Below are 22,258 nucleotides of genomic sequence, written 5' to 3' on the forward strand. Positions count from 1 at the left end.
TTTCCCAGCTGGCTCAGTCTTGCAATTGCTGGCTGAAACCGCTATCTGGATGTCAGCATGCACAACAACTGGGAAATTTGTATCGATACTGGAGGCACCTTCACCGACTGCTGGGCACAAGAACCTAAGCAGCTGGAACCAAGGCTAGTGAAAGTTCTCTCGTCTGGTCGGCTGAGGATGCGTTGTACTGCACTGATTTCAGAACATGTTCTACAGCTGGAAATCCCAGCGAGCTGGCGGTGCCCAGATGATTTTTTTGTTGGCTTCAAGATCATCGTCGACGGCAGAAAAACCCAAGCAGTTAGCTGGAACCAATCGCGGGCAGAACTCCAGCTAGACAATGATTTCCAGCTAGCTGAAATGCCCAACAGCATCGAACTTCATACAGGTGAAGAAGCGCCCGTCATCGGCATGCGTTTACTCACAGGTACTGGGATTTCAGAAAAATTCCCGCCGCTCAATTTACGCCTAGCAACAACCCGAGGCACCAATGCGCTGCTAGAGCTGAAAGGAGCTGAAATTTGCTTTTTCACCACCAAAGGATTTGCCGACTTGCTAGAAATACGCGACCAACGACGCGCCGATCTTTTTGCGCTACAGCACGCTGAACGTCAATCACTCTACCAAAATGTCATCGAAGTCGATGCCCGCATGGATGCTGAGGGGTCAGAACTAGAACCGCTGGCTCCAAACTCCAGCTGGCTAGCTGAAGCGAAAAGTGCTCTAGCTAGCGGCTGTAAAGTAGCGGCCGTTGCCTTACTGCACAGCTACCAGAACCCTGCCCACGAGGAACAAGTACGTGAGCAACTCCTTGAGTTAGGTTTCGATCACGTTTCACTCTCCAGCGAGCTGGCGCCGATGATCAAGATCTTGCCGCGTGCAGAAACAGCGGTGATCGACGCGTATCTAACTCCCATCATGCAAAGTTTCATTCGCCACGTGCACAGCGCTATTGGCGACGAGCAGCAAATGCTCACCATGACCAGCGCCGGTGGGCTCGAGAGCCCACACCATTTCCGTCCAAAAGACAGCCTGTTTTCTGGGCCAGCTGGCGGAGTTGTCGGCGCTGCGGCAGCTGCTAGACAGCTGGGACATGAGAAAATCATCACCTTCGACATGGGCGGCACCAGCACCGATGTGGCCCGCTACGATGGCGACTATCAATATCAATTTGAACAACGCATTGGCGACGCCTCACTGATGTCGGCGGCATTAAAAATAGCCACCGTTGCCGCTGGTGGCGGCTCTATCTGCCAGTGGACAGATGCCGGTTTGCGGGTCGGACCAGAGTCAGCTGGAGCTAATCCAGGGCCAGCTTGTTACGGTCGCGGTGGCCCACTCACCATCACTGATGTCAACCTGCTGCTAGGTCGTATCGATCCAGATAATTTTGGCATTCCTATTGGCAAAGAAAACATCTCAGCCGCTAGAGAAAAACTTCACCAGCTACAGAAGCTGGCTGGCGACAGCTCGTCTGAGCAAAACTTTCTCGAAGGACTCGCCGCCATTGCCACCGAGCAGATGGCAGATGCGATTAGAAACATTTCTATCAGAGAAGGCGCTGCGCCAGAAGACTACGCGCTGATGGCCTTTGGTGGAGCTGGTCCGATGCACGCCTGTGACATTGCCGAGCTGCTAGGCATGCAACGCATTCTCGTGCCCGCTGAAGCCGGTTTGCTCAGCGCCTACGGCCTTCACCACGCAGTGATTGAGCGTTTTGCGGAAAAACAAATGCTCATCCAACTAGATGAACAAAGCAGCCAATCTATCCAAGCGGAAATCGACCAGCTGTGTGACTCAGCGCTCGATCAGCTCAATGATGACCTTGGGGAGAATCATACTCAGCCGCTAGAAATTCGCCGTCGCCTAGCTGAACTACGCATGCTTGGCCAAGATGCCACGCTCACCGTCGAGTTTGACTCACTCACAGAGGTGGCTCCACGCTACCGCCAGCTGTATGAAAAAATCTTTGGTTACCCAGCTGACGCCGACCGCCAGCTAGAGTTGGTTTCACTACGTATCATTGCCTCAACAGAAGCCAAACGATCATCCAACACTGCGCTCTATCAGGCCGACTCAGTCGCAGCGCCGACTCAGCGATTTATCAACCGCGCCAGCGTCAATGTGGGTGATTCGCTAGCTGGACCAGTGATCATTCAAGATCCATTCAGCACGCTCTACCTGAAGGCTGGCTGGACAGCTACCAAACAAGCCAATGGTGCGCTCACATTAGAATACAGTCAGCCAGCCGCACAGACTAACAAAACAGCAGAATCCGCTGACAGTGCGGTGCAGCGCGAGCTCTTCCGTCACCGCTTTGGTAACATCGTGGAAGAGATGGGAGCAATGCTGCAGCGCTCATCGATTTCCACTAACGTCAAAGAACGGCTGGACTTTTCATGCGCACTGCTAGACGCCAATGGCGAGCTGGTAGTGAACGCGCCGCATATTCCTGTGCATCTCGGAGCTCTAGGGCTATGCGTTCGCGAGGTTGCCAAACAGATCGCCATGCAGCCGGGTGATACCATCATTACTAACCACCCTGCATTTGGCGGCTCACACCTGCCAGACGTCACTCTAATCACGCCAGTATTTGCTCAGAATGATCCTAGCCAGCTGGTAGCGTATTTAGCTAACAGAGCACACCACGCAGAAATCGGCGGCATCAGTTCGGGGTCAATGCCACCCGATGCAAAAAACCTAGCTGAAGAAGGCGTCGTCATTCCTCCCAGCTACCTTTACCGCGGTGGTCAGGCATGTTTTGACCAGCTAGAAAAGCTACTAACTGAGTCCCCTTACCCAACACGCAAACTAGCCGATAACATTGCCGACCTCAATGCTCAAGCGGCGGCTAACTTACGAGGCAAGCTGGTGCTCGAACAGATGCTCAAGGACTATGGCATCGATCATGTGAGCGCCCGGCTGGAAGAACTAGCAGCCGAATCACGCGACTCACTGAGCCAGCTGATTCGCCATGCTGGCTTTGAAACAAGGACGGTCAGTGAAAAGCTAGATAACGGCACCGTCATCCAGCTAACAGCAAGGATAGATAATGGCAAACTGCAGCTGGATTTCACCGGTACCAGCGCCAGCTACGATGGCAACCTGAATGCAACCCCGGCGATTATCCGCAGTGCAGTGCTGTATGTGATGCGCCTATGGACCCAATCTAACTTACCGCTCAACGAAGGGCTGCTGCGCGACGTTGAAATCAAACTGCCGACCTGTTTCCTCAACCCAGAATTTCCTGCTGAGGCGGAAAATTGCCCCGCTGTGGTGGGTGGCAATGTGGAAACCAGCCAGCGCGTAGTGGACACCTTGATCAAGCTGCTAGAACTACAAGCATGCAGCCAAGGAACAATGAACAACTTCATCTTTGGCGACGAAACCTTTGGTTATTACGAAACGATCTGTGGTGGCTGCGGTGCTGGCGACGGCTACCACGGAGCCAGCGCACGACATTCCCACATGACCAATACCGCGATCACCGATGCGGAGATTTTTGAAAAACGCTATCCGCTGAGCTTGCTAGAATTTTCTATCAGGAAAGATTCTGGCGGAGCTGGCGCCTTCCGTGGCGGCGATGGCATTGTGCGTGAGGTAGAATTTCTCAAACCACTGAGTGTTTCGCTACTCACTCAGCACCGCAGTGAAAAGCCGTACGGGCTAGCTGGTGGTGAAGCAGGTAGCTGTGGCCGACAAATCCTAACTCGCAAAGGCAGCCAGCCAGAAACTCTAGCTGGAATTGTCCAGCTGAGTGTTAGTCCTGGCGACAGACTTCGCATTGAAACTCCTGGCGGTGGCGCGTATGGTGAGTCACAGAAACCATCATGAGCACAGCGGCAACATCACCAAGAGTGCGCGACCTGCGCCCCATCTACGTCTGCGGCCCAACAGCCTCGGGTAAATCTGCGCTGGCTATCGAGCTAGCGCGGCTGAGCGATGGCGAAGTGGTCAATGCCGATGCCTATCAGCTCTACCGCGGCATCGACATCATCTCGGCGGCGCCGTCAACTGACGAGCTAGCCAGCGTACCACACCATTTGTTTGGAGTGCTAACGCCAGCTGAGAGCTGCGATGCGATGGCCTACCGCGAGCTAACGCTGCCTGTAATTGCCGAGGTTCAGTCGCGCGGCAAAGTGCCCATCGTGGTCGGCGGCTCTGGCCTCTATCTAAAATTTCTAACTCACGGCCCCTCACCAGTTCCATCAGGTGACGACCAACTGCGCGCCGAGCTGGATGTTTTCAGCGACGCCGAGCTGGTAGAAAAACTCCAACAGCTGGACCCTGAAGGTGCGGCGATGACCAATTTACAAAACCGCCGCTATGTGATTAGAGCGCTAGAAATCTGCATGCTTTCCGGGCAGAAGATGTCAGTGATCAAAAACGACTGGGCAAAATACTCCGAGCAGATCACAGCAAACTTACGTGGCATTTACCTATTCTGGGAGCGCGCTAGCTTGCGCGAGCGCATTGGCCAGCGCACTCAGTTGATGTTGGAGGCGGGAGCAGTGAACGAAGTGGCTGCGGTGGAAAATTTCTCTGAAACCTGTGGCAAGGCGATTGGCATTCCGCAGATCTTGGCCCATCTAGCTGGCGAGATTTCTCTAGCTGAATGCGAGGAGCTAATCACTAACGCAACTCGCCAGTACGCCAAACGCCAGACCACTTGGTTCAAAAAAGAAAGCTGGCTGGAAAAAGTGGATGTTGACGAAAGCACGACGGTGGCGGCAATTGCCAAAGATTTCCTCAAACAACAAGCCAGCTAGAAACGACAATCGCGAGCCATCTGTTTGATTAGAGTGATCTTGTTGACTCCAGTTAATCTTTGGAGATGATAGATGGATGGCAGCTTATTCATTTTCCCCAAAAACTAGTCTCCTCGTGGCGATGATTTGCTGGCTAGCGAGTTGGTCGATATCATCAGCTCAGCCAGTGAAGGCTGAGGTAAAAACCATAGACCCCGTGAGGATGGAGAAGATAGAATTTCTCAACCATCAATACCTGCTGCTAGGTGACGGCCAGCCGAATAAGCCAGCTGGCAAAAAGCCTGCGCTAATTATTTATCTACATGGAGCAGGTGGCCGCGGTGAGGATATTAACAAAATAACCAGCCAGATAACAACTCTGCACAGTCATGTAAAAAAGTATAACAAAGGGCCGTGTCTGATCGTGGCTCCACAGGTGCGCAAAATCACTAACCATGGTGAGAATGCCACTTGGACGGCAGCTGATCTGGAGGAGTTTTTGATAGAGGTGAAGAAAAACCACCAGCTAGACGAAAGCCGCATCTACCTAACTGGTAATAGCATGGGCGGCTATGGCAGCTGGATGTGGGCAGCTAGCCATCCTGAGCACTTTGCCGCGGTGGCTCCTGTTTCGGGTGGCATTGGCCGCAGCGGGCCAAAAGATATCACGCCTCATCTTAGCCAGTGGGGCGAGAATTTAGCCAAACTCCCAGTGTACGCCTTTGCTGGAGGAAATGACCGAGTGGTGCCAGCTGATCGCTCACAGAGCGTGATTGAGGCCATTGTGAAGGCTGGAGGAAATCAGGCCAAGCTGAAGATTTTTCCCGATGAAGGCCATAACGTACGAAGATTGGTTTATAGCTCGGCGGAGTTTTACGATTGGTTATTTGCCCAGAGGAAATGAGCTGAACCAGCACGTCGGTTTCCTCAAACAATAGGCTAGCTAGAAGCGATGGCTTTCTAGCGAGCTGGTGCATGTCTTCATTGCGGCGGTCCTTTCTCTCGGTCTTTCAGACCTCTGACTGGCTTGCTGATCTATCCCAGCCCTGCGTTGGCCCTTCAGGCCAGCCTTGGACTGGGCTGTAATCTCTCGGCCCCTTGGGCCTGGATGGGGGCTCAGGTCTTCAAAACGCCATCATAGGGAGCATGACGAGAAATATGCTGAATCAGCGCTTGAACCTTCTTCAGCATTCTTTTCTCAGTCTGTTGGCGGGATGTGAAAAACGAAGCAGTGGACGGCGCGCAAATTCACTTGGCAATTGGCAAATCTGCATTAGCTTTGCGCGCATGCCGAATCTTGTCATTGATATAGCAAAGCTGCCGGAGGAGGGAAAAACTATTTCTGGTGAGCTAGACGCGAGCTTGTTTGATTTCAAAAACGATCAAGTCAAAGCAGCTGGACCGCTGAGCTACGAGCTGTATGTGCAGAAATTTGAAAGTGAGTTGCTATTACGCGGCTGGCTTTCTGCGCCTATGGAATTCCTCTGTGTGAGAACCTTACAACGGTTCATTCAAACTATTTCGGTAGAAGAAGCTGCTATTTCTTTGGAGATTGTGAGTGGCGAAATGGACGTTGCTGAAGCGCTGCGCGAGGAGGTAGTTATTAACTTTCCGACCTATCCAAGGTGCGACGAAGGAGACGATCCGATGCCCTGCGAAGTAGATTCTCGATATTTAGCAGTGGACAAACCCGTAGAAGATGATGTAAAGACCCCCCCCCAACCTGACGAGCCCAATCCATGGGCTGATCTGGATCAACTGGATAAGAATTTAAACAAATAATAAGACCATGGCCGTACCTAAGCGCAGAACATCAAAAATGAAGCAGAAGCAGCGTCGCGGAGCAAATCGCTTTAAAGCACCTCAGCTGAAGACATGCCCTGATTGCGGAAGCCGCATCCCAGGCCACATTGCATGCCCAGAGTGTGGCACCTACCGCGAGCGTCAAGTGCTCGAAGTAGACGCTCTCTAGTCGCCTGCTCGTCAGCAGTATAATGGAGATCAACTTCCTTAATATAGCGGAATGCCGAAAAGCATTCCGCTATTTCTGGTTCGACACATTTCTAGCTACGAGTTATCGATAGAGAAAGAATTCCACACAAACTAAGCAAGCGACACTATGAAAATTGCACTGGACGCTATGGGTGGCGATTACGCTCCCGAAGTAGCGGTAATTGGCGCGCGTGATGCGCTCAAGCTATATCCAAAGATTGAACGGCTATTTCTCACCGGGGATGGCAATCAACTTCAGAAGCTAGCCACTGAGCACAAGCTAGACGACCCACGCGCCATCATCATCCACGCCCCAGAGGTGGTGGAAATGAATGAGTCTGGGGCGAAAACATTGCGTCGCAAAAAGAAATCATCCATCGCCGTGGCCACTGATTTGGTCAAATCTGGCGATGCTGACGCCGTCGTCAGCGCTGGAAATACTGGAGCTGCTGTAGCTGCAGCCACCGTGAAACTTCGCACGCTCAAGGGCGTGGAGCGCGCCGGCATCTGCACACCGCTGCCTAATGAATTTGGTGTTTGCAACCTGCTCGACGCGGGTGCGAACCCAGAAGCGAAACCACAACACCTCGTCACCTACGCGACTATGGGATCGATCTACGCCAAGCACGTGCTCGGCGTGAAACATCGCCCGAAAGTCGGCCTGATGTCGAATGGTGAAGAGGACGAAAAAGGCACTACTTTTACCAAGCAGACATTTGCCCTACTGCGCATCCTCGATGAAACTGGCCGCGCGCCATTTGACTTCGTCGGCAACGTAGAAGGCCACGACCTGTACGCGTCTGAGCTAGACGTCGTGCTTACCGATGGATTCACCGGCAATGTGATTTTGAAAACAGCCGAAGCCACCGCCAAGGCGATGTCCCGCTGGATCAAACACGAGTTCAAACGCAATCCATTCCGCGTCATGAGCGCCGCCATGTCACGCAACGTCTTCCAGGCTGTGAAGAAAAAAAGCAGCTACGAATACTACGGTGGCAGCCCGCTGCTCGGCGTCAATGGTGTCTGCATCATTGCCCATGGCGGATCATCCGCGCTGGCAGTACGTAACTCCATCCGAGTCGCAGCTGAAGCCGTAGAACAGCAAATCAATCCTCAGATCGAAGCTGCTCTCGCCGCTCTCAATCGACCTAGCTAGCTGACAAAACTGTCATTTCCCGCAGCTGGAAATTTTTCAACTATTCACAAAAAAGGACTCCAGCTGGAGTCCTTTTTTATGGGCTATGCGCTAGCTAACATGCTGAGTGAGCTCATTTGCCATCTGCATGAGCGTACTCAACCTTTCCTAAAAATGAAGCCCCCCAGTTGGACTCAGCCTTGTACTCTGATAGACCAGCTTTACGGCTAACAAGTAAGCTGCTATCAGATAACCAGCGCAGTTCTATCCCAGCATCTCCAGCAGAAGAACCAACGATATAAATATTACCTGTATCATTATCATTCAGTTGGCGAGCTTTTGGAAAAATAGAAATATGCGTACTATGTCCAACCGTAGCTCCACAAGCACGCTGATAGACATAAACTACGTAGGCACCAGAAGGCGAACGAGACTGTGAAATGATTTCATTCTCACACAAGTCACGATCGCAGATAGACAGCAGGATGAAAGATGAAGCTAACAATATCAGCAGGATTATAAACATACGCAGAATGATTTTTTTCACCCTGCTGCCAGCTAGCTCACTCATGGCACGATACTAACTATTTGAGCAATGCATCAGCCCAAAGCTCTTCTTTGAAGCCTAGCAATCCCACACCGTCACCGATGACAAATGGGCGCTTCACTAACATGCCATTAGATTGCAGCAAATCAAAAGCCTCATCTTCGCTCATGCCAGCCAACTTATCCTTCAGTCCCATTGAGCGGTAGTCCATGCCGGAGGTATTGAATAGCTTGCGAATATTGCCATCTTGAATCTTCAGCATCTCAGCTAACTCGCCACGGCTCGGCTGCTGATCTTTGATAGCGATATCCTCAAAGGCCACACCCTTTTCCTCTAGCCACTTCACCGCCTTGCGGCAGCTAGAGCACTTGTTATATTGATAAACTCTAATCATCCGCAGGAAAATGCCAAAGCTAGCTCACGACGCAAGGATGAATTCAGCCAGCTAGAAATTCCTAGCTAGCTAGAACCTATCATTAACTACTGGCCAACTTCCTCAACAACCACCAGCCAGTTCATAAAATGAATTGGCGGAATTTGCTGCACAGAAGTCGCCGGCTTCAAATCAGCCTCAATCATGGAGCCAAAGCTCTTACCTGAAGCTGAACGCAAATCCAATGGATTCACCACCGCATCTCTATCTGTAGACAACACATTCACACGTCCTTCAAAGGTAACCATCAAATCTGCAGTAGCTGCACCAAATCTAACGTCAGGGCTGAAAATAGACACCGCGGGATAATTACCATTAGACAAGGCCTTCTGGTTGAAATCAGAATCAATGAAACAACGCATGTGAGTGACCACAGATAATCCATCTGCAAAGTCGGAAGTTAGATCGCTAGCACCAGAAATCTTCACCGCGATATTAGTATCATTATTGAGCGCATCATCAAACAGACTATCAGATGGCGCAGGACTTACCGAAGGAATAGCCTTATAGGTGACCATGATCTTATTATTATCAGAAAGCAATATACCCTGTTTATTACAAAACTCGCGCAGCAGGGAGACATCAATCTCTAAGGTACTCTGAGCCACTGTAGATGCATCATATTCATTACCGAGGTAAGCCTTACTAACAACAAATGGAAACCTGGTATCTTTTGTATGCAAACTCCAGTCGTAATAACCGTTCAAACCAATTAAGGAGTGAGACTTAGGCAAATAGAAGTTACTTGTTAGTCCTCCACTCCTATTGGTGTAACTAACACGAATACCATAAGGAGTCCCCTGCCCGCCAGACTCAGCAGCCTCGACAATATCAATGATTAAATTGCACTGCTTCGCGCCACGTGAATAAACATCCCACGCTGTTGGAGAAACACCATTTGAAGAGTCATTGCCGTAGAGGTCAAAAAATTCCGTGCCCGCATTGATTGGAATAAAGGCAACTCGCCCGGAATCTGATGAACGCGAAACCGGGAAGAATGATTCCACACCATCCTGGCCACCACCTGTGCTAGAGCCGTAAATGTTAGCATTCGCACTATTATAGCTATCCCGGTCAACGGAATTACTCGTGATGCCACCCACTGAAGTTAGATCACTTATTTCAGCGCCTTCAGTCGTCGCTACATAATCATAGTTTTGCGAGCCACCATCTTGTTGCACTCGGCGACCATAAACACCACCCTCAATTTTGATAGAATCACTCCACTCCCCGCCTCCGCCGCTGACGACATCATCAGAGCCATGCCGGCCAAGATTCATAAAGGCATCGGCTGAAATTGGCAGCTGAGAAGGAATCTCGTAGAGCGACATGATGTAATGCTTCACCGTGGAGCCAACGTACGAACTCTCACCATGATGTTTAGCCTCACCGTCATCGGCGAAATCTACACTAAATGCCCACCAGTTGCGCTTGGCCACAAAATCTTCACCCGGCTTCGCATAACCAAACTGAATGTTAGGGTAAGGAAGCATACTATAGTTAGAAAATGACCCTCTGTCATAATAGCCTTTTTCGAAGCTAACAATAGGCGCAGCTATCTCATACTTTTCATTGAGGTTAGACCCAGAATCATATGACAAGGCAAGCGGCATTTTGATGTCATCAGGCAGAGCGAAAGTAATGCCCGATTTCCCAGCTGACTTATCGTAGCCGACAATCGAGTTTACCAAATTTCCCTTAGAATCATAATCCGCAACATTTGCCGACAGAGCTTTACTGTTGATCTTCGATACAAAACCGTCCTGAGCAATCTCAGCATTGGCCGCCTCGATAGCATCTTCAAATATTTGCCCCCACTGGACTTTGCTAAAACCAGCTGAGCCAGGAGCACTACCTTCTTGCATGGCTAGAGCCGCTCGCTCTGGCACCATTTGTACTAAGGAACGCAAAAATGCGTCTTCACGCTGGCTATAATCAGCACGCAAATGAACATCACGCTGCACATCTAAAGCAGCCACAGCATTACGCTGATTCACCAGCATCACCCCCAATAACAGCATGCCTAAGCTAACAACTGATATCATTGCTGCGTATCCAGGGCGGAGGCTATTCTTTTTCATTTTTTTATTTATCTATAATGCCGCGCTAGCAGCATAAACAATTTCTTCGTTTAGCGGGCCAACCAAGCGAGTTTCTAATACCCCGCTAAACATCTCAAAGGTAACACCATTTTCACCGTTAGCTGGAGCATTCCAGCCAGCGATTTTCCACAATGGTTTATCACCAGGGCGGCCACTGCCGTTAAAATAATAGTTCAGCTCAACCTCTCCAGATGACTTATTAAGCTCAGCTGCGATCATGCCAAATTGCTTATTGCCAACCGCATCACGGAATACCAACACTAAGGCATTGCCTGAAGCCGAACCTTGTGTGCCAGCTTGGGCCGCTGGAATATCATCAAAGATCATAAAGCGATCAGCTCGCTGAATCACTCGTCCTAACATGTTATTCACTTGCGGCGCCTTGCTAACAAGAAAATTTCTCTCCTTGATAATGCCTGCCATGGTGACCTGCTGCGACAATAACCCCATGCCAAGACCAGCCAAAAGAACCATCATGCCGATGACGATGGTCAACTCAACCAAAGTCATACCAGATAGATGAAACCTACCGCGGCGAGAAGATCTAGCTCTTCTTAAATTAATGATCATTGTGTCCTAACTACAGTTCTTGAGGCTATATAGGTTTTACCGTTTGCCTCATATTCTAGCGCCACTCGTAGCCGCCAAGTTTCAGATAGATCTTCACTCAGGCCTAGCGCCTTCTCTCGGGCACGTGTCACTCTACCCATCACAGCTACACCTTCACCCACATTGCCGTCAGCTTGAACGGTTCCTGACCTTCTTCCAAGTATCGTTAGCGAAGACGGCGGTACCTGACCACCATCTTCATACAGCCCGTAGCTAGGCCAAACTCCATTACTATCAGCCTCACTGATCAGCTCAAATGGGATGGCATTTGCAATTGCCACTTCGCGTACCAAATAAGCATCTGCTAGAGACTTACTAACAACCCAATTCCTTTGACTCAAGGTATTCATCATGCTTTGGAATGAAACTGAGCCGATCACAACCATAACCATCACAGCGGCTGAAATTTCAACCAAAGCACTACCTTTTCTGAAGCCAGAGATATTGTTAGCAAGTAATCTCATCTTCCCCTTAGCGGATTGTATTGATGTCAGCCTTGACGTTAATCCGAGGCGGCACATTAATTTGCTTTTCACCTAACACTTCAGTACCATAAATAGATTCATGGATAACCTCCATGATCCAATAGCCGTCCTCCGTGACAATTTTATCTAACTCATACAAGTTGGCTGTAACTGAAACCGGATCCGTATCGGTAGGTATTGTTTTGAACAGATAGGAATCCGTCTTACCTGGTCTGGATGTGCCCTTTTTATAAATCACAAGATAGGTATCTGAACCGGGATAGAGATTGTTATAATCAACAGTCACCACCACCGTCGCTAGTTCGGCACCGATGACTTGCCCATCAGTGATCCCACTAATCTCAGCATCAGGCACAGGACACACTCTAAGCTCAAAGCTATTAAAGATAATTGGCACTGGGTTATCTCCAGTTCCGCCCTCTTGATAGAACCTTACAACTTCATTTTTCTGTGCCTCAGATAGAGTATAATCTTTGATTTTGTCATCATCTCCCAAATCATCATCAAAAAGACTTGGCACCCCTAATAGAGTGATAAACTCAGAGCCATTTGCTCTGATTGCATCTGCAGCAGGAATGATTGTTTTATTGTTATTAAACTTGTTATTGCCACTCTTAGAAATCAACCATGAGTCATTAAGCTCGTAGTCGTCTGAGCCCGTTTCAGCACTTTTATACTCGTGAACCACCACAATATTTGAGCAGGCATAACTACCATTATTCGACGTTGGAGGCATGAAGCCTTTTCCCCATTTGATCGTAAAATCATAGGTCTTATCAGCACGCATGCGGATGTAGCGACCACCATCTTTAGGTTTACTAGGATCAATAGGATTCGGGTTATATGGATCTAATGTTGAGTTTGTCAGCTCTACGGTACGAGGGTCAGCGGGAACGTGCTTTTCATCCAACAACCAATTGTTAGATGAGGTATCCCTTTCAGCGGTAAAAAGCACAAAATTACTACCGCCTTCACCTACGGACATATCTGACATTCTGGAGCCTGCAATTTCGATATCCATCCACTGGTAAACACCATCTTCCTTACCGTTCTTCTTCAGAGGATACTCATAGATGAAACTAATATAACGTTCATCTTGAGCAAGGAGGCTAGAGCCAGACAGCAAAGCTAAGGCGCAGCTAACAATAAATTTATGACCATTCATTATCTCAATCTACGGGTTAGAATTTACCTCAAATGGCTTCATTGATACCAAGCGATGGCGATTGCTTGCCACTACGATCACACGCTGCACGGCAAATTGGTCCTTCACTTCGTCAGGAATCGGCTCCTCACCTCGAATCTGCGCTTCAGTCACTTCATAAGTTTTGATCAAACTACGATTCTGATTAGCAAACTCACTAAACTGCACGAGGCGCCCTTTAGGTTTATCACTCAAGCGTGACTTCAAATGGTCTGGCACATGCAGCACGGATGTTTTCGGTGCAATGGTCCAAATTGAACCATTAGAAATTTTCACCTTGCCGTCAAATAGGCTTCTTGATTTACGCACAGCACTATCCTGCGCGCCAACCCAGCTAGCTAGACCGCAAAAAGATACGGCCAGAACTAAACAGAAAGTTAATAAGGAATGGGTTTTCATCTTATTTATTGTTCTATCTTACTCTCTTTAAATGAGACAATGAAGACGATGTCCTGCATGTCATAACCATGATCCAATGGATCACCAGTCTCTGAATACGGGTAAAATCTATCAAGCTCCCCAAGATAAATAATGTCACGAGGACCAATATCGACACGGCCAGTTTCCTGATCCAAGTATGGGCGCAGAAATTCTTCGATACTAACATCTGTACCAAAAGGAATGTATTCAGGCACCTCATCACCATCTTGAAGAACCACCATAGAGTTCATCGGGTCATCCTTAGGCAAGTCAGACCAACGAACACCTTGGCCATTCGTCTGCGGGCTCTTACCAAACATACCAAAATCTATCCTATCTCCCTTATTCACGGGTCCCGAATATAACAACTGGCCAGAAGTGAAGGTCGATGCCAGTCCTCGTGAAAATATCTTCTGAGATGAACCGCCATTGATTTTCATATTGAGCTCAATGTTTTTGTTACCATTCCAATAACCAGCTCCAATAGCAATGACTTCGATGTCACAAACATCAATAACTGTCACCGTATTGGTTCCTTCATCAATCTCACCGCCCTCGTTAGGGAGTTGGATTTGCCAACCAACATCCACTCGCTGACCAGCCATAGCTGACTCAGGGGTAAAGAGTGATCCAGTTGGCTTAGCATCTGCAGCCATAACATTGGCTGTCGCGCACAGGCTCATCAGTCCTATTGTTATATTTTTCATTGTTTCGTGTGTTTGATAACTAAGGTCTCGAAATTTGCTGAGCTGATAAGCTCTATCACAGCAAGTAAATCGGGGGGCTGACTAATACATCATACCAATGAGCAACAAAAACGAACAAGTCGAATACGAATACGAACGATTAATAAATAAGACAGACAATATTCATTAATAGTAACATAGATAGTGCACAAAAAAAACCACAGGGATTACTCCCTGTGGCTCAATGTCTAAATCAATAATTCAACTAAACTGATTAAGCTTCATCTGAGTCTACTGACTCTTCGGGCTCACTTTCGAGAGCTTCAGGTGCCACTTCAGTTGATCCATCTTCCTCGACTACATCATCAGAATCCAGAACACCTTCCTGTTCATCATCTTCGTCAGGTGCGATACGAGCAATGTCTCTAAGATGCTCACCTTCTTTCAGTGTTACTAACTTCACCCCTTGGGTATTGCGGCCAGCTTCACGAATGTCAGCAGTACGAATGCGAATACTCTGGCCACCTGAGGTCATGAGCATGAGGTCATCTTCAGTGTAGACGCGCACGGCACCTACCACGTCACCGGTTTTCTCCGTACACTTCATGGTGATAATCCCCTTACCGCCACGGCTCTGACTACGGTAATCAGCAAACGGCGTACGTTTACCAATGCCATTTTCAGAGGCCACTAGCAGAGTACCATCTTCATCAACCATAGCTAGGCTAACAACATAATCACCTTCCACTGGGTTAATACCACGTACACCAGCGGTAGCGCGTCCCATTGAGCGAGCTTGCTCTTCATTGAAACGCAGGCTCAAACCTTTACGGGTAACAAGGATGACTTCGTCCTGACCTGAAGTTAGACGAACATCAATCAGTTCATTCCCCTCTTCCAGTTTGATCGCAATGATGCCGTCTTTACGGTAGTTTTTGAAGTCTACCAATGAGGTTTTCTTAACCTTACCACTGCGTGTCGCAAAGAGAACAAATCCATTTTCTTCACCAAAAGTAATATCGTTGCCGTCTTCATCCGTCTTGCGTTCAAGGCGTAATGTAGCCGCTACGGTTTCTTCAGCTTGCAGGTTCAGCACGTTCTTAATGCTACGTCCCTTAGAGGTACGAGATCCTTCTGGAAGTTCATAAACGCGCTCAACATAAACACGCCCAGTGTTAGTGAAGAACATCAGGTAATCGTGCGCGGATGCCGTAAACAGGTGCTCGACAAAATCTTGTTCCTCATCGTCACCGCGCTTACCGCGAGTTTCCATTCCACGTACCCCTTTGCCTCCGCGGCCTTGAACTCGATATTCGTTAGTCGCAGTACGTTTGATGTAACCACGGTTAGAAAGAGTTACAATCATTCCCTCGTTAGCAATCAAGTCTTCAACGGCAATCTCACCTTCATCAGGAAGGATTGGGCAGCGACGAGGTGTTGCAAACTTCTCTTTGATAACTAGCAGTTCATCTTTGATGATAGCAAGAACACGAGATTCTTTAGCCAGGATGTCGAGGAAGTCTTTGATGTCGATGAGGATATTGTCGTATTCACCTTTTACTTTATCGCGCTCCATGCCAGTCAGCTGATAGAGACGAAGTTCAAGAATGGCATTCACCTGACGATCAGTAAAGATGTAGCGATCTCCAACGATGCTAGGCTGTGAGCGGACTAGAATTCCTAGCTGCTCGGCAGTTTTGGTTGGGAAATCGTATGATTTCAAGCGCTCACGAGCTTCATCGCGGTTCTTAGAATCACGAATGATTTTGATGAAGTCATCAAGATGACCAAGTGCCAGCAAAAACGCTTCTAAGTTCTCGGCTCTGTCTTCTGCCTTTTGCAGCAAATAACGAGTCCGGCGAATAACCACTTCACGACGGTGCTCGATGAAGGCATCCAAAGCATCAGTCAATGACATCTGTTTAGGACGGCGCTCGTGAATTGCTAACATGTTCACCCCAAATGATGTTTCCATCGAAGTGAGTTTGTAAATCTGATTCACAACCACCTGAGGACGAGCATCGCGCTTAAGCGTAATTTCGATGCATGTTTCGTCATCTGATAGATCGCGCATGCCTGAAATATCAGTCAGCACTTTCTCACGCACCAACTCGGCAATACGTTGCTGCAGCACAGCTCGGTTCACGCCGTGAGGAACCTGAGTAATCATGATCATGGAGGTCCCCGAAGCCTTTTCAACAACTTCCATGGTACCGCGCATTTTCACGCTGCCACGACCAGTGCGGAAGTAGCTATCAATACCCTTGTAGCCGCGAATCTCACAGGCTACCGCGAAGTCTGGCCCCTTGATGATTTGCTTAAGATCTTCAATTGGAATCTGTGGGTTATCAATACGAGCACAAACACCATCAATCACCTCGCCGAGGTTATGAGACGGGATGTTAGTAGCCATACCCACCGCAATACCTGTACCACCATTTACTAGCAGGTTAGGAATCGAAGCTGGTAAAACGACTGGCTCAGTACGCGTTTCATCGTATGTTGGAGTATGATCAACCGTATCCTTTTCAAGGTCGGTCAACATGCTTGAACCCATGTGAGTTAGGCGGGCCTCAGTATATCGCATTGCCGCTGCGGCATCACCTTCAACCGAACCAAAGTTACCCTGACCATCAACGAGAATCTCGCGTAATGTCCATGGCTGAGCCATGTTTACCAAAGTAGTGTAAATCGAACTATCACCGTGTGGGTGGTACTTACCCATGGTATCACCAACAATACGCGCACACTTCAGGTGAGCCTTGCTAGGTGTAAGCGATAGATCGTGATGCATCGCGTACAAAAGGCGACGTTGCGACGGCTTTAAGCCATCACGTGCATCTGGAAGAGCGCGGGAAATAATCACTGACATCGAGTAGTCCAAGAATGACTTGGACATCTCATCTGCCACGTTTATCGGCTCAATAAAATCATTAGACATAGTAAAATATTAGTTATTAAGTTGGCAGATTAAACATCTAGGTTTCGAACATTTAGGGCGTTATCTTCAATGAAGCGCTTACGAGGTTCAACGATATCCCCCATGAGGACATCAAACATCTTATCCGCTTCAATGGCATTTTCCTCATCCAGACGTACTCTGAGAAGCTTACGTCTATCAGGATCCATTGTCGTATTGTAAAGCTCTTTGGCATTCATCTCACCAAGACCTTTGAATCGCTGGATACGCATGCCACGACGACCAATCTCTAGCACTCTATCAAGGATCTCGAAGAGGTTGAAAATTGGTGATGGTGGCTCACTTCCCTCACCTTCGATCAGCTCGTAGATTGGCTTATCATCAGAGAAGAAAGGATCCGTCTGAACGCCTAACTCATTGAGGCGAGCGAGAATTTTAGCAATTGCGGTAGACTCATGAAGCTCTTTCATCACTGAGCGGCGAGCCACTCCGGCGAATCTTTCTTTGTACTCAGCTTCTTCCTCTTCGCTAAGCTCTTCGTTGAATAAACGCAAATCGCGGTTTTCCTGAGCAAAGGCTAGCAGCTCGCGCTCAGTGCTTAGGTAGTGAATTTCTTCTTCATTACCTACACGCACCCTAACCATGTATTCAGGCAAGTGGCCATCAGCGTTGCGATGCGCTAACAAATCGCGGAAACTTCCGCCGTGGCCTTCCAGAGCATTTGTATAGCGAGTCAGCTGAGCCATAGTATCTAGCACACTGCGCAGCAGATCACTTTCCACTGAAGCGGAACTACCAACTTGATGCAGCTTGACGTCGTTTGAACCAAGCTCGATGAGGATCTCATTGAGAGCAGCATCATCCGCTACGTATTCTTCGCGCTTCTTACGAGTCACCTTATAAAGTGGTGGCTGAGCGATGTAGAGGTAACCAGCTTTAACCATCTCTGGCATATGGCGGCAGAAGAATGTTAGCAGCAAGGTACGAATGTGGGATCCGTCAACGTCGGCATCGGTCATGATGACAACTTTGTGGTAGCGAACTTTTTCGATATTGAAGGCGCCTTCTTGCTCACCTTCACCGATGCCAGCGCCAATCGCTGTTATCATCGCTTGAATTTCCTTATTCTGCAGCGCTTTGTGCAAACGTGCTTTCTCAACGTTAATGACTTTACCACGTAGAGGCAAAATCGCTTGATTGATTCGATTTCGGCCAGATTTGGCAGAACCACCCGCTGAGTCACCCTCAACAATAAAGATTTCAGATTTCTTAGGATCGCGCTCGGAGCAGTCAGCTAACTTACCAGGCAAACCTCCACCTGATAGAACTGATTTACGCACCGTCTCACGTGCCTTACGAGCAGCTTCACGTGCTCTAGCTGCATTCACAGCCCTATCAATAATAGTTTTTGCTAGAGATGGATGTTCTTCGAAATAGTTTTGCAGGCCTTCATATACGATGGAGCTAACAACACCTTCGATCTCAGCATTAACCAGCTTATCCTTAGTCTGTGAACTAAATCGCGGATTCGGCATTTTCACGCTAATCACACAAACAATACCTTCACGAACGTCATCACCTGATAGAGACGGATCCTTATCCTTGAGAATTTTATTCGCCTTCGCGTACTGATTGATAGAGCGAGTTAGAGCTCCACGGAAACCAGTCAGGTGAGTACCACCATCGGCGTTAGGAATAGAGTTCGCAAAGCAGAGAATATTATCCTGATAACTGTCGTTATATTGGAATACAACATCAGTAAAAACGTCATCCTTAGTCAGTTTGCCGTCGTACTCAACTTCGATAGGACGCTTGCCCTTCAAAATTACTGGCTCAGGGTGAACTAGAGTTTTATTTTCACCCAGCTGGGTAACAAACTCTTCAATCCCTTTGGCGTAGAAGAAGCTTTCCTTCTTCGCACTCTCAGGTCGCTCATCTTCCAGCTCAATCGTCAGACCTGGGTTAAGGAAGGCAAGCTCACGAAGGCGCGTGGCCAAACGAGCAAATTCAAATGAGATGGTATCCGTAAAGATAGTGGCATCTGGATAGAAGCAAACTGAAGTACCTGTTACCTTCGGGTCAATTTCTCCAACAACCTCTAATGGCTTGGTTGTCACACCGCGCTCAAAGGTAATTGAGTGAACTTTTCCTTCACGGCGAACTTCAGCTCGGAACCAATCTGACAGAGCATTCACACACTTCGCGCCCACACCATGCAGACCACCAGAGTATTTATAAGCCCCTTGGCCGAACTTACCACCTGCGTGCAGACTGGTCAGAACCAACTCTACAGCTGGAATTCCGAACTTCGGGTGAATTTCCACAGGAATACCGCGGCCGTCATCGCTAATCGATACAGAACCATCAACGTGCAGCTTGATTTGAATCTTATCGCAGAATCCAGCTAGGTGTTCGTCAATTGAGTTATCTAGAACTTCGAAAACACAGTGATGCAGACCACGAACGTCTGGGTCACCAATGTACATCCCAGGGCGCTTGCGCACTGCTTCTAAACCTTCTAATTTGTCGATTTGCGACGCTCCGTACTCCTGATCGTCGGAGACACTAATTTCCGCCTCGTTCGGCTCATTGGGTTTGTCTGACATAGAGGCGCTAAATCTCTTAAAAAACACGCCTCGAGACAAGTCCCTTTCTCACTTTTTATGCAGAAATACTAACACTAAGAAACACCTGCTACGCGTCTAGCCTGCAGCTAGGTGAAAATACTCGAAATATAACCAAACAACGAGCAAAGCGAGGATGATCACCGCCGCTAAAATCAACAAACGGATCTGCCCCGGACGGCGATCGCGACCAAAAAGGATGCTTCCGAGCCGCGCTTCTCCAGCGATCTCATCAACGGGCTCAGGGATACCACTGAGCTTTACAGGTGCTTTGACATCCGCCGAGGCCTCACCCGGCAAGCTAGGAGCCGTCACCGTGCCACCACAATCTGGGCAAGGCCCCTCTTTACCAGCCATCTCACTGCCAACCGTCAGCTCGCAGCCACAATGCTTACATTGGAAAATAAGCTCTAGCGGATTCAAAAATCCTTTCATAGACAGTCTAATTACAACTCCATGAGCTCACGCTGCCATTTCATTAGCAGATCATAAGACTCACCTTCCCCAGAGCACAATGCTTCCAAAACAGCACGCGATCCCAGCAGAGATGGATCAATATCCAGCTCAGTAGCAACAGAATCTCGCTTGGCTAACACAGCTTCTAATCGGGCCTCAAACTCATCATCACGCTTACGACGCTGAACGCGTAGCCGCTGCGGGTAATCAGCTGCATCCATTTCTGCTACAGCAGCAACAGCTTTCTTAAATTTGATCACACGCTTAGAGCGGTAATGTTTTGGCAGTTCAGGCTTTTTCCCCTGCAATAAATTCTCCACCCACACTAGCAACTGCTTATTGCCACAAACCATAAATGTTGGTCGGTCCCAATCCGCGGCCTCAGCATCACGCCAATACCAAAGCGCCTTCAAGTAAGCCAAACCCTTCGGCTGCAACTTGCCAGCTCCTTTGATCCTCCATGGGTCAACTTTTTCGACAATGCGGTTGAGTGCTTTTTCACGAGCCACCTCGCAACTTTCAAGAAACCAATCGTAGCGACCTAACTCTTTAAGCTGAGCGGTAATTTTATCCGCCATAGGCAGCAGGTAAACAACATCGTTAAGCGCGTACTCAGCCATAACAGGAGTCAGCGGACGTTTCGCCCAATCTGCCTTCTGCGAAGTTTTTGATAGACTCACACCCTCGTAATGCAAAACCAAATCCGCATAACCAAATTTGCGCACACCTAACAAACGAGCTCCAATCTGCGTATCAAAAACCGTCTGCGGAATCTCGTCAAAGGTCTGGCGCAACATGCTCATATCATAATCAGCACCGTGCATCCACACCACACGCTCACGCATATAATCACGCAGCGAGCTCATGTCTTCGATCGCTAATGGATCGATAAGGACCTGCTCGTGTTCGTTGCTAAACTGAACCAAACACAGACTCTCACTATATCGATGCAGACTATCTGCTTCGGTATCAATCGCGCAGCGCACTTCCCCATTACTCTCACTAGCCGCCAAAAACTCACGCAATCTCTCCGAACTCTCAATCATTAGTAAATTATTTCAACAAGAAGTAGTCAATTTACCCCAAAGGATCAACAAATAAAAAACATCATTCGATTCGCTCGCCCAATGTTACCACTAGGCATTCTTATTAACCAGATCCACAAGATGGCTCTCAACAGGTAGAAACTGATTGAAATCAAGAATTTCATCAGCAATTCCATTCAACCTAGAGTCGTGCGTACAGATCACCGCTACGCGGTTTCCGCTAGAGATATAATCACTAAGCACCTTGGTAATAAGCTCCGTATTGAGATCATCTAGGCCTGAAGTTGGCTCATCTAGCAAGAGCACACTTGGCTCCTTGATCAACGCTCGAGCAATCGTCGCGCGCTGCTGCTGACCTCCAGATAAAGAAGTCGGCAAACGCTTTTCATAACCTTCCAACCCCAACTTCGCCAAATATTCAGAGACTCTCACCTTCGTTTCCTTACGAGACAGTCCAGCCAAGCTCGCCGCCAGCTCTAGATTTCTGCTCACGCTAGCCAGCGGTAACAAGTTCAACTGCTGGAAAACAAACCCCAAATCTCTACGCCAATAATCAATGCCTGGCTTTACTTGCTGCTCGCCTATCAATACTTCGCCACGATCAGCCGGCAAATACCCCCCCATAATCCTCAGCAAAGTAGACTTGCCACAGCCAGAAAACCCTTTAATCAAATGGATCCCAGCCTTAAATTCATGGCTAAAATCATCAAGTATCCATTCTTGTTTTTTGTGGTAGCGGTAATAGATGTGGTTACAGTTGATCATTTTCGGTATTGAAAGCAGCTAATAGTATGGATAGAAGTCGTGCAACCTGATCAGAATTAAATAGTAAATCTAAGAAAAAGTCAAAA

19 protein-coding genes are annotated in these 22,258 nt (G+C 48.4%); 6 read left to right on the forward strand and 13 right to left on the reverse strand.

Annotated elements, in window-relative coordinates:
• Nucleotides 1-57 precede the first annotated feature (57 nt).
• The 6 genes from JIN82_RS00235 to plsX all read left to right on the forward strand — a co-directional run bounded on the left by JIN82_RS00235 (nucleotide 58) and on the right by plsX (nucleotide 7,896).
• Nucleotides 58-3,834, forward strand: a complete 3,777-nt coding sequence (locus JIN82_RS00235; RefSeq protein ID WP_200309540.1) for a hydantoinase B/oxoprolinase family protein — start codon at nucleotides 58-60, stop codon at nucleotides 3,832-3,834.
• Nucleotides 3,831-4,769, forward strand: coding sequence for a tRNA (adenosine(37)-N6)-dimethylallyltransferase MiaA (gene miaA / locus JIN82_RS00240; protein WP_200309542.1), 939 nt, complete (start codon nucleotides 3,831-3,833; stop codon nucleotides 4,767-4,769). Before JIN82_RS00235 ends, miaA begins: the two co-directional genes overlap by 4 nt.
• A gap of 121 nt (nucleotides 4,770-4,890) precedes the next feature.
• Nucleotides 4,891-5,652: a carboxylesterase family protein gene (locus JIN82_RS00245; protein WP_234041666.1), complete on the forward strand. Its 762-nt coding sequence runs from the start codon at nucleotides 4,891-4,893 to the stop codon at nucleotides 5,650-5,652.
• A 242-nt stretch (nucleotides 5,653-5,894) separates the two neighbouring features.
• Nucleotides 5,895-6,530, forward strand: coding sequence for a YceD family protein (locus JIN82_RS00250; RefSeq protein ID WP_200309546.1), 636 nt, complete (start codon nucleotides 5,895-5,897; stop codon nucleotides 6,528-6,530).
• 7 nt (nucleotides 6,531-6,537) lie between these two features.
• Nucleotides 6,538-6,720: a 50S ribosomal protein L32 gene (gene rpmF / locus JIN82_RS00255; RefSeq protein WP_200309548.1), complete on the forward strand. Its 183-nt coding sequence runs from the start codon at nucleotides 6,538-6,540 to the stop codon at nucleotides 6,718-6,720.
• Between the two features lie 147 nt (nucleotides 6,721-6,867).
• Complete coding sequence (plsX, locus tag JIN82_RS00260; RefSeq protein ID WP_200309550.1) at nucleotides 6,868-7,896, forward strand: phosphate acyltransferase PlsX; 1,029 nt, start codon at nucleotides 6,868-6,870, stop codon at nucleotides 7,894-7,896.
• Between the two features lie 112 nt (nucleotides 7,897-8,008).
• Here plsX and JIN82_RS00265 read toward each other — a convergent pair whose 3' ends face one another.
• The 13 genes from JIN82_RS00265 to JIN82_RS00325 form a co-directional block, all read right to left on the reverse strand.
• Nucleotides 8,009-8,422 carry a DUF5412 family protein gene (locus JIN82_RS00265; protein ID WP_200309551.1) on the reverse strand — a complete coding sequence of 138 codons (414 nt, stop codon included), beginning with the start codon at nucleotides 8,420-8,422 and terminating at the stop codon, nucleotides 8,009-8,011.
• A 37-nt stretch (nucleotides 8,423-8,459) separates the two neighbouring features.
• Nucleotides 8,460-8,816: an arsenate reductase family protein gene (locus JIN82_RS00270; RefSeq protein ID WP_200309552.1), complete on the reverse strand. Its 357-nt coding sequence runs from the start codon at nucleotides 8,814-8,816 to the stop codon at nucleotides 8,460-8,462.
• 86 nt (nucleotides 8,817-8,902) lie between these two features.
• Nucleotides 8,903-10,936, reverse strand: coding sequence for a hypothetical protein (locus JIN82_RS00275; RefSeq protein WP_200309553.1), 2,034 nt, complete (start codon nucleotides 10,934-10,936; stop codon nucleotides 8,903-8,905).
• Nucleotides 10,937-10,948: 12 nt separating this feature from the next.
• Nucleotides 10,949-11,527, reverse strand: a complete 579-nt coding sequence (locus tag JIN82_RS00280) for a hypothetical protein (RefSeq protein WP_200309554.1) — start codon at nucleotides 11,525-11,527, stop codon at nucleotides 10,949-10,951.
• Nucleotides 11,524-12,030 (reverse strand): hypothetical protein, encoded by a 507-nt coding sequence (locus JIN82_RS00285; RefSeq protein ID WP_200309555.1) that lies wholly within the window; start codon nucleotides 12,028-12,030, stop codon nucleotides 11,524-11,526. The genes JIN82_RS00280 and JIN82_RS00285 overlap by 4 nt, the downstream gene beginning before the upstream one ends.
• 7 nt (nucleotides 12,031-12,037) lie before the next feature.
• Nucleotides 12,038-13,216, reverse strand: coding sequence for a hypothetical protein (locus JIN82_RS00290; protein WP_200309556.1), 1,179 nt, complete (start codon nucleotides 13,214-13,216; stop codon nucleotides 12,038-12,040).
• A gap of 9 nt (nucleotides 13,217-13,225) precedes the next feature.
• The gene (locus JIN82_RS00295) at nucleotides 13,226-13,564 is read right to left on the reverse strand and encodes a hypothetical protein (RefSeq protein ID WP_200309557.1); all 339 of its coding nucleotides are present in this window, start codon (nucleotides 13,562-13,564) and stop codon (nucleotides 13,226-13,228) included.
• Nucleotides 13,565-13,659: 95 nt separating this feature from the next.
• Nucleotides 13,660-14,382 (reverse strand): hypothetical protein, encoded by a 723-nt coding sequence (locus JIN82_RS00300; protein WP_200309559.1) that lies wholly within the window; start codon nucleotides 14,380-14,382, stop codon nucleotides 13,660-13,662.
• A 253-nt stretch (nucleotides 14,383-14,635) separates the two neighbouring features.
• Nucleotides 14,636-17,302 (reverse strand): DNA gyrase subunit A, encoded by a 2,667-nt coding sequence (gene gyrA, locus JIN82_RS00305; protein WP_200309561.1) that lies wholly within the window; start codon nucleotides 17,300-17,302, stop codon nucleotides 14,636-14,638.
• A gap of 29 nt (nucleotides 17,303-17,331) precedes the next feature.
• Nucleotides 17,332-19,887 (reverse strand): DNA topoisomerase (ATP-hydrolyzing) subunit B, encoded by a 2,556-nt coding sequence (gene gyrB / locus JIN82_RS00310; protein WP_200309563.1) that lies wholly within the window; start codon nucleotides 19,885-19,887, stop codon nucleotides 17,332-17,334.
• 96 nt (nucleotides 19,888-19,983) lie between these two features.
• Complete coding sequence (locus tag JIN82_RS00315) at nucleotides 19,984-20,340, reverse strand: hypothetical protein (RefSeq protein ID WP_200309565.1); 357 nt, start codon at nucleotides 20,338-20,340, stop codon at nucleotides 19,984-19,986.
• A gap of 11 nt (nucleotides 20,341-20,351) precedes the next feature.
• Nucleotides 20,352-21,407: a ribonuclease D gene (locus tag JIN82_RS00320; RefSeq protein WP_200309567.1), complete on the reverse strand. Its 1,056-nt coding sequence runs from the start codon at nucleotides 21,405-21,407 to the stop codon at nucleotides 20,352-20,354.
• 90 nt (nucleotides 21,408-21,497) lie between these two features.
• On the reverse strand, nucleotides 21,498-22,172 hold the full coding sequence (locus JIN82_RS00325; RefSeq protein ID WP_200309569.1) for an ABC transporter ATP-binding protein: 675 nt from the start codon (nucleotides 22,170-22,172) through the stop codon (nucleotides 21,498-21,500).
• Nucleotides 22,173-22,258: the final 86 nt, after the last annotated feature.

Source organism: Persicirhabdus sediminis (assembly GCF_016595495.1).
In the GTDB taxonomy this organism is placed as follows: Bacteria; Verrucomicrobiota; Verrucomicrobiia; order Verrucomicrobiales; family Akkermansiaceae; genus Persicirhabdus; species Persicirhabdus sediminis.

Excerpts from the sequence above, each read along its gene's own strand:
- JIN82_RS00245 (WP_234041666.1), top strand. The coding sequence starts at position 4,891 with ATGATTTGCTGGCTAGCGAGTTGGTCGATATCATCAGCTCAGCCAGTG.
- JIN82_RS00290 (WP_200309556.1), bottom strand. The coding sequence starts at position 13,216 with ATGAATGGTCATAAATTTATTGTTAGCTGCGCCTTAGCTTTGCTGTCT.
- plsX (WP_200309550.1), top strand. The coding sequence starts at position 6,868 with ATGAAAATTGCACTGGACGCTATGGGTGGCGATTACGCTCCCGAAGTA.
- JIN82_RS00320 (WP_200309567.1), bottom strand. The coding sequence starts at position 21,407 with ATGATTGAGAGTTCGGAGAGATTGCGTGAGTTTTTGGCGGCTAGTGAG.
- miaA (WP_200309542.1), top strand. The coding sequence starts at position 3,831 with ATGAGCACAGCGGCAACATCACCAAGAGTGCGCGACCTGCGCCCCATC.
- JIN82_RS00280 (WP_200309554.1), bottom strand. The coding sequence starts at position 11,527 with ATGATCATTAATTTAAGAAGAGCTAGATCTTCTCGCCGCGGTAGGTTT.
- gyrB (WP_200309563.1), bottom strand. The coding sequence starts at position 19,887 with ATGTCAGACAAACCCAATGAGCCGAACGAGGCGGAAATTAGTGTCTCC.
- rpmF (WP_200309548.1), top strand. The coding sequence starts at position 6,538 with ATGGCCGTACCTAAGCGCAGAACATCAAAAATGAAGCAGAAGCAGCGT.
- JIN82_RS00275 (WP_200309553.1), bottom strand. The coding sequence starts at position 10,936 with ATGAAAAAGAATAGCCTCCGCCCTGGATACGCAGCAATGATATCAGTT.
- JIN82_RS00285 (WP_200309555.1), bottom strand. The coding sequence starts at position 12,030 with ATGAGATTACTTGCTAACAATATCTCTGGCTTCAGAAAAGGTAGTGCT.
- gyrA (WP_200309561.1), bottom strand. The coding sequence starts at position 17,302 with ATGTCTAATGATTTTATTGAGCCGATAAACGTGGCAGATGAGATGTCC.
- JIN82_RS00300 (WP_200309559.1), bottom strand. The coding sequence starts at position 14,382 with ATGAAAAATATAACAATAGGACTGATGAGCCTGTGCGCGACAGCCAAT.
- JIN82_RS00325 (WP_200309569.1), bottom strand. The coding sequence starts at position 22,172 with ATGATCAACTGTAACCACATCTATTACCGCTACCACAAAAAACAAGAA.
- JIN82_RS00235 (WP_200309540.1), top strand. The coding sequence starts at position 58 with ATGCACAACAACTGGGAAATTTGTATCGATACTGGAGGCACCTTCACC.
- JIN82_RS00270 (WP_200309552.1), bottom strand. The coding sequence starts at position 8,816 with ATGATTAGAGTTTATCAATATAACAAGTGCTCTAGCTGCCGCAAGGCG.
- JIN82_RS00250 (WP_200309546.1), top strand. The coding sequence starts at position 5,895 with ATGACGAGAAATATGCTGAATCAGCGCTTGAACCTTCTTCAGCATTCT.
- JIN82_RS00315 (WP_200309565.1), bottom strand. The coding sequence starts at position 20,340 with ATGAAAGGATTTTTGAATCCGCTAGAGCTTATTTTCCAATGTAAGCAT.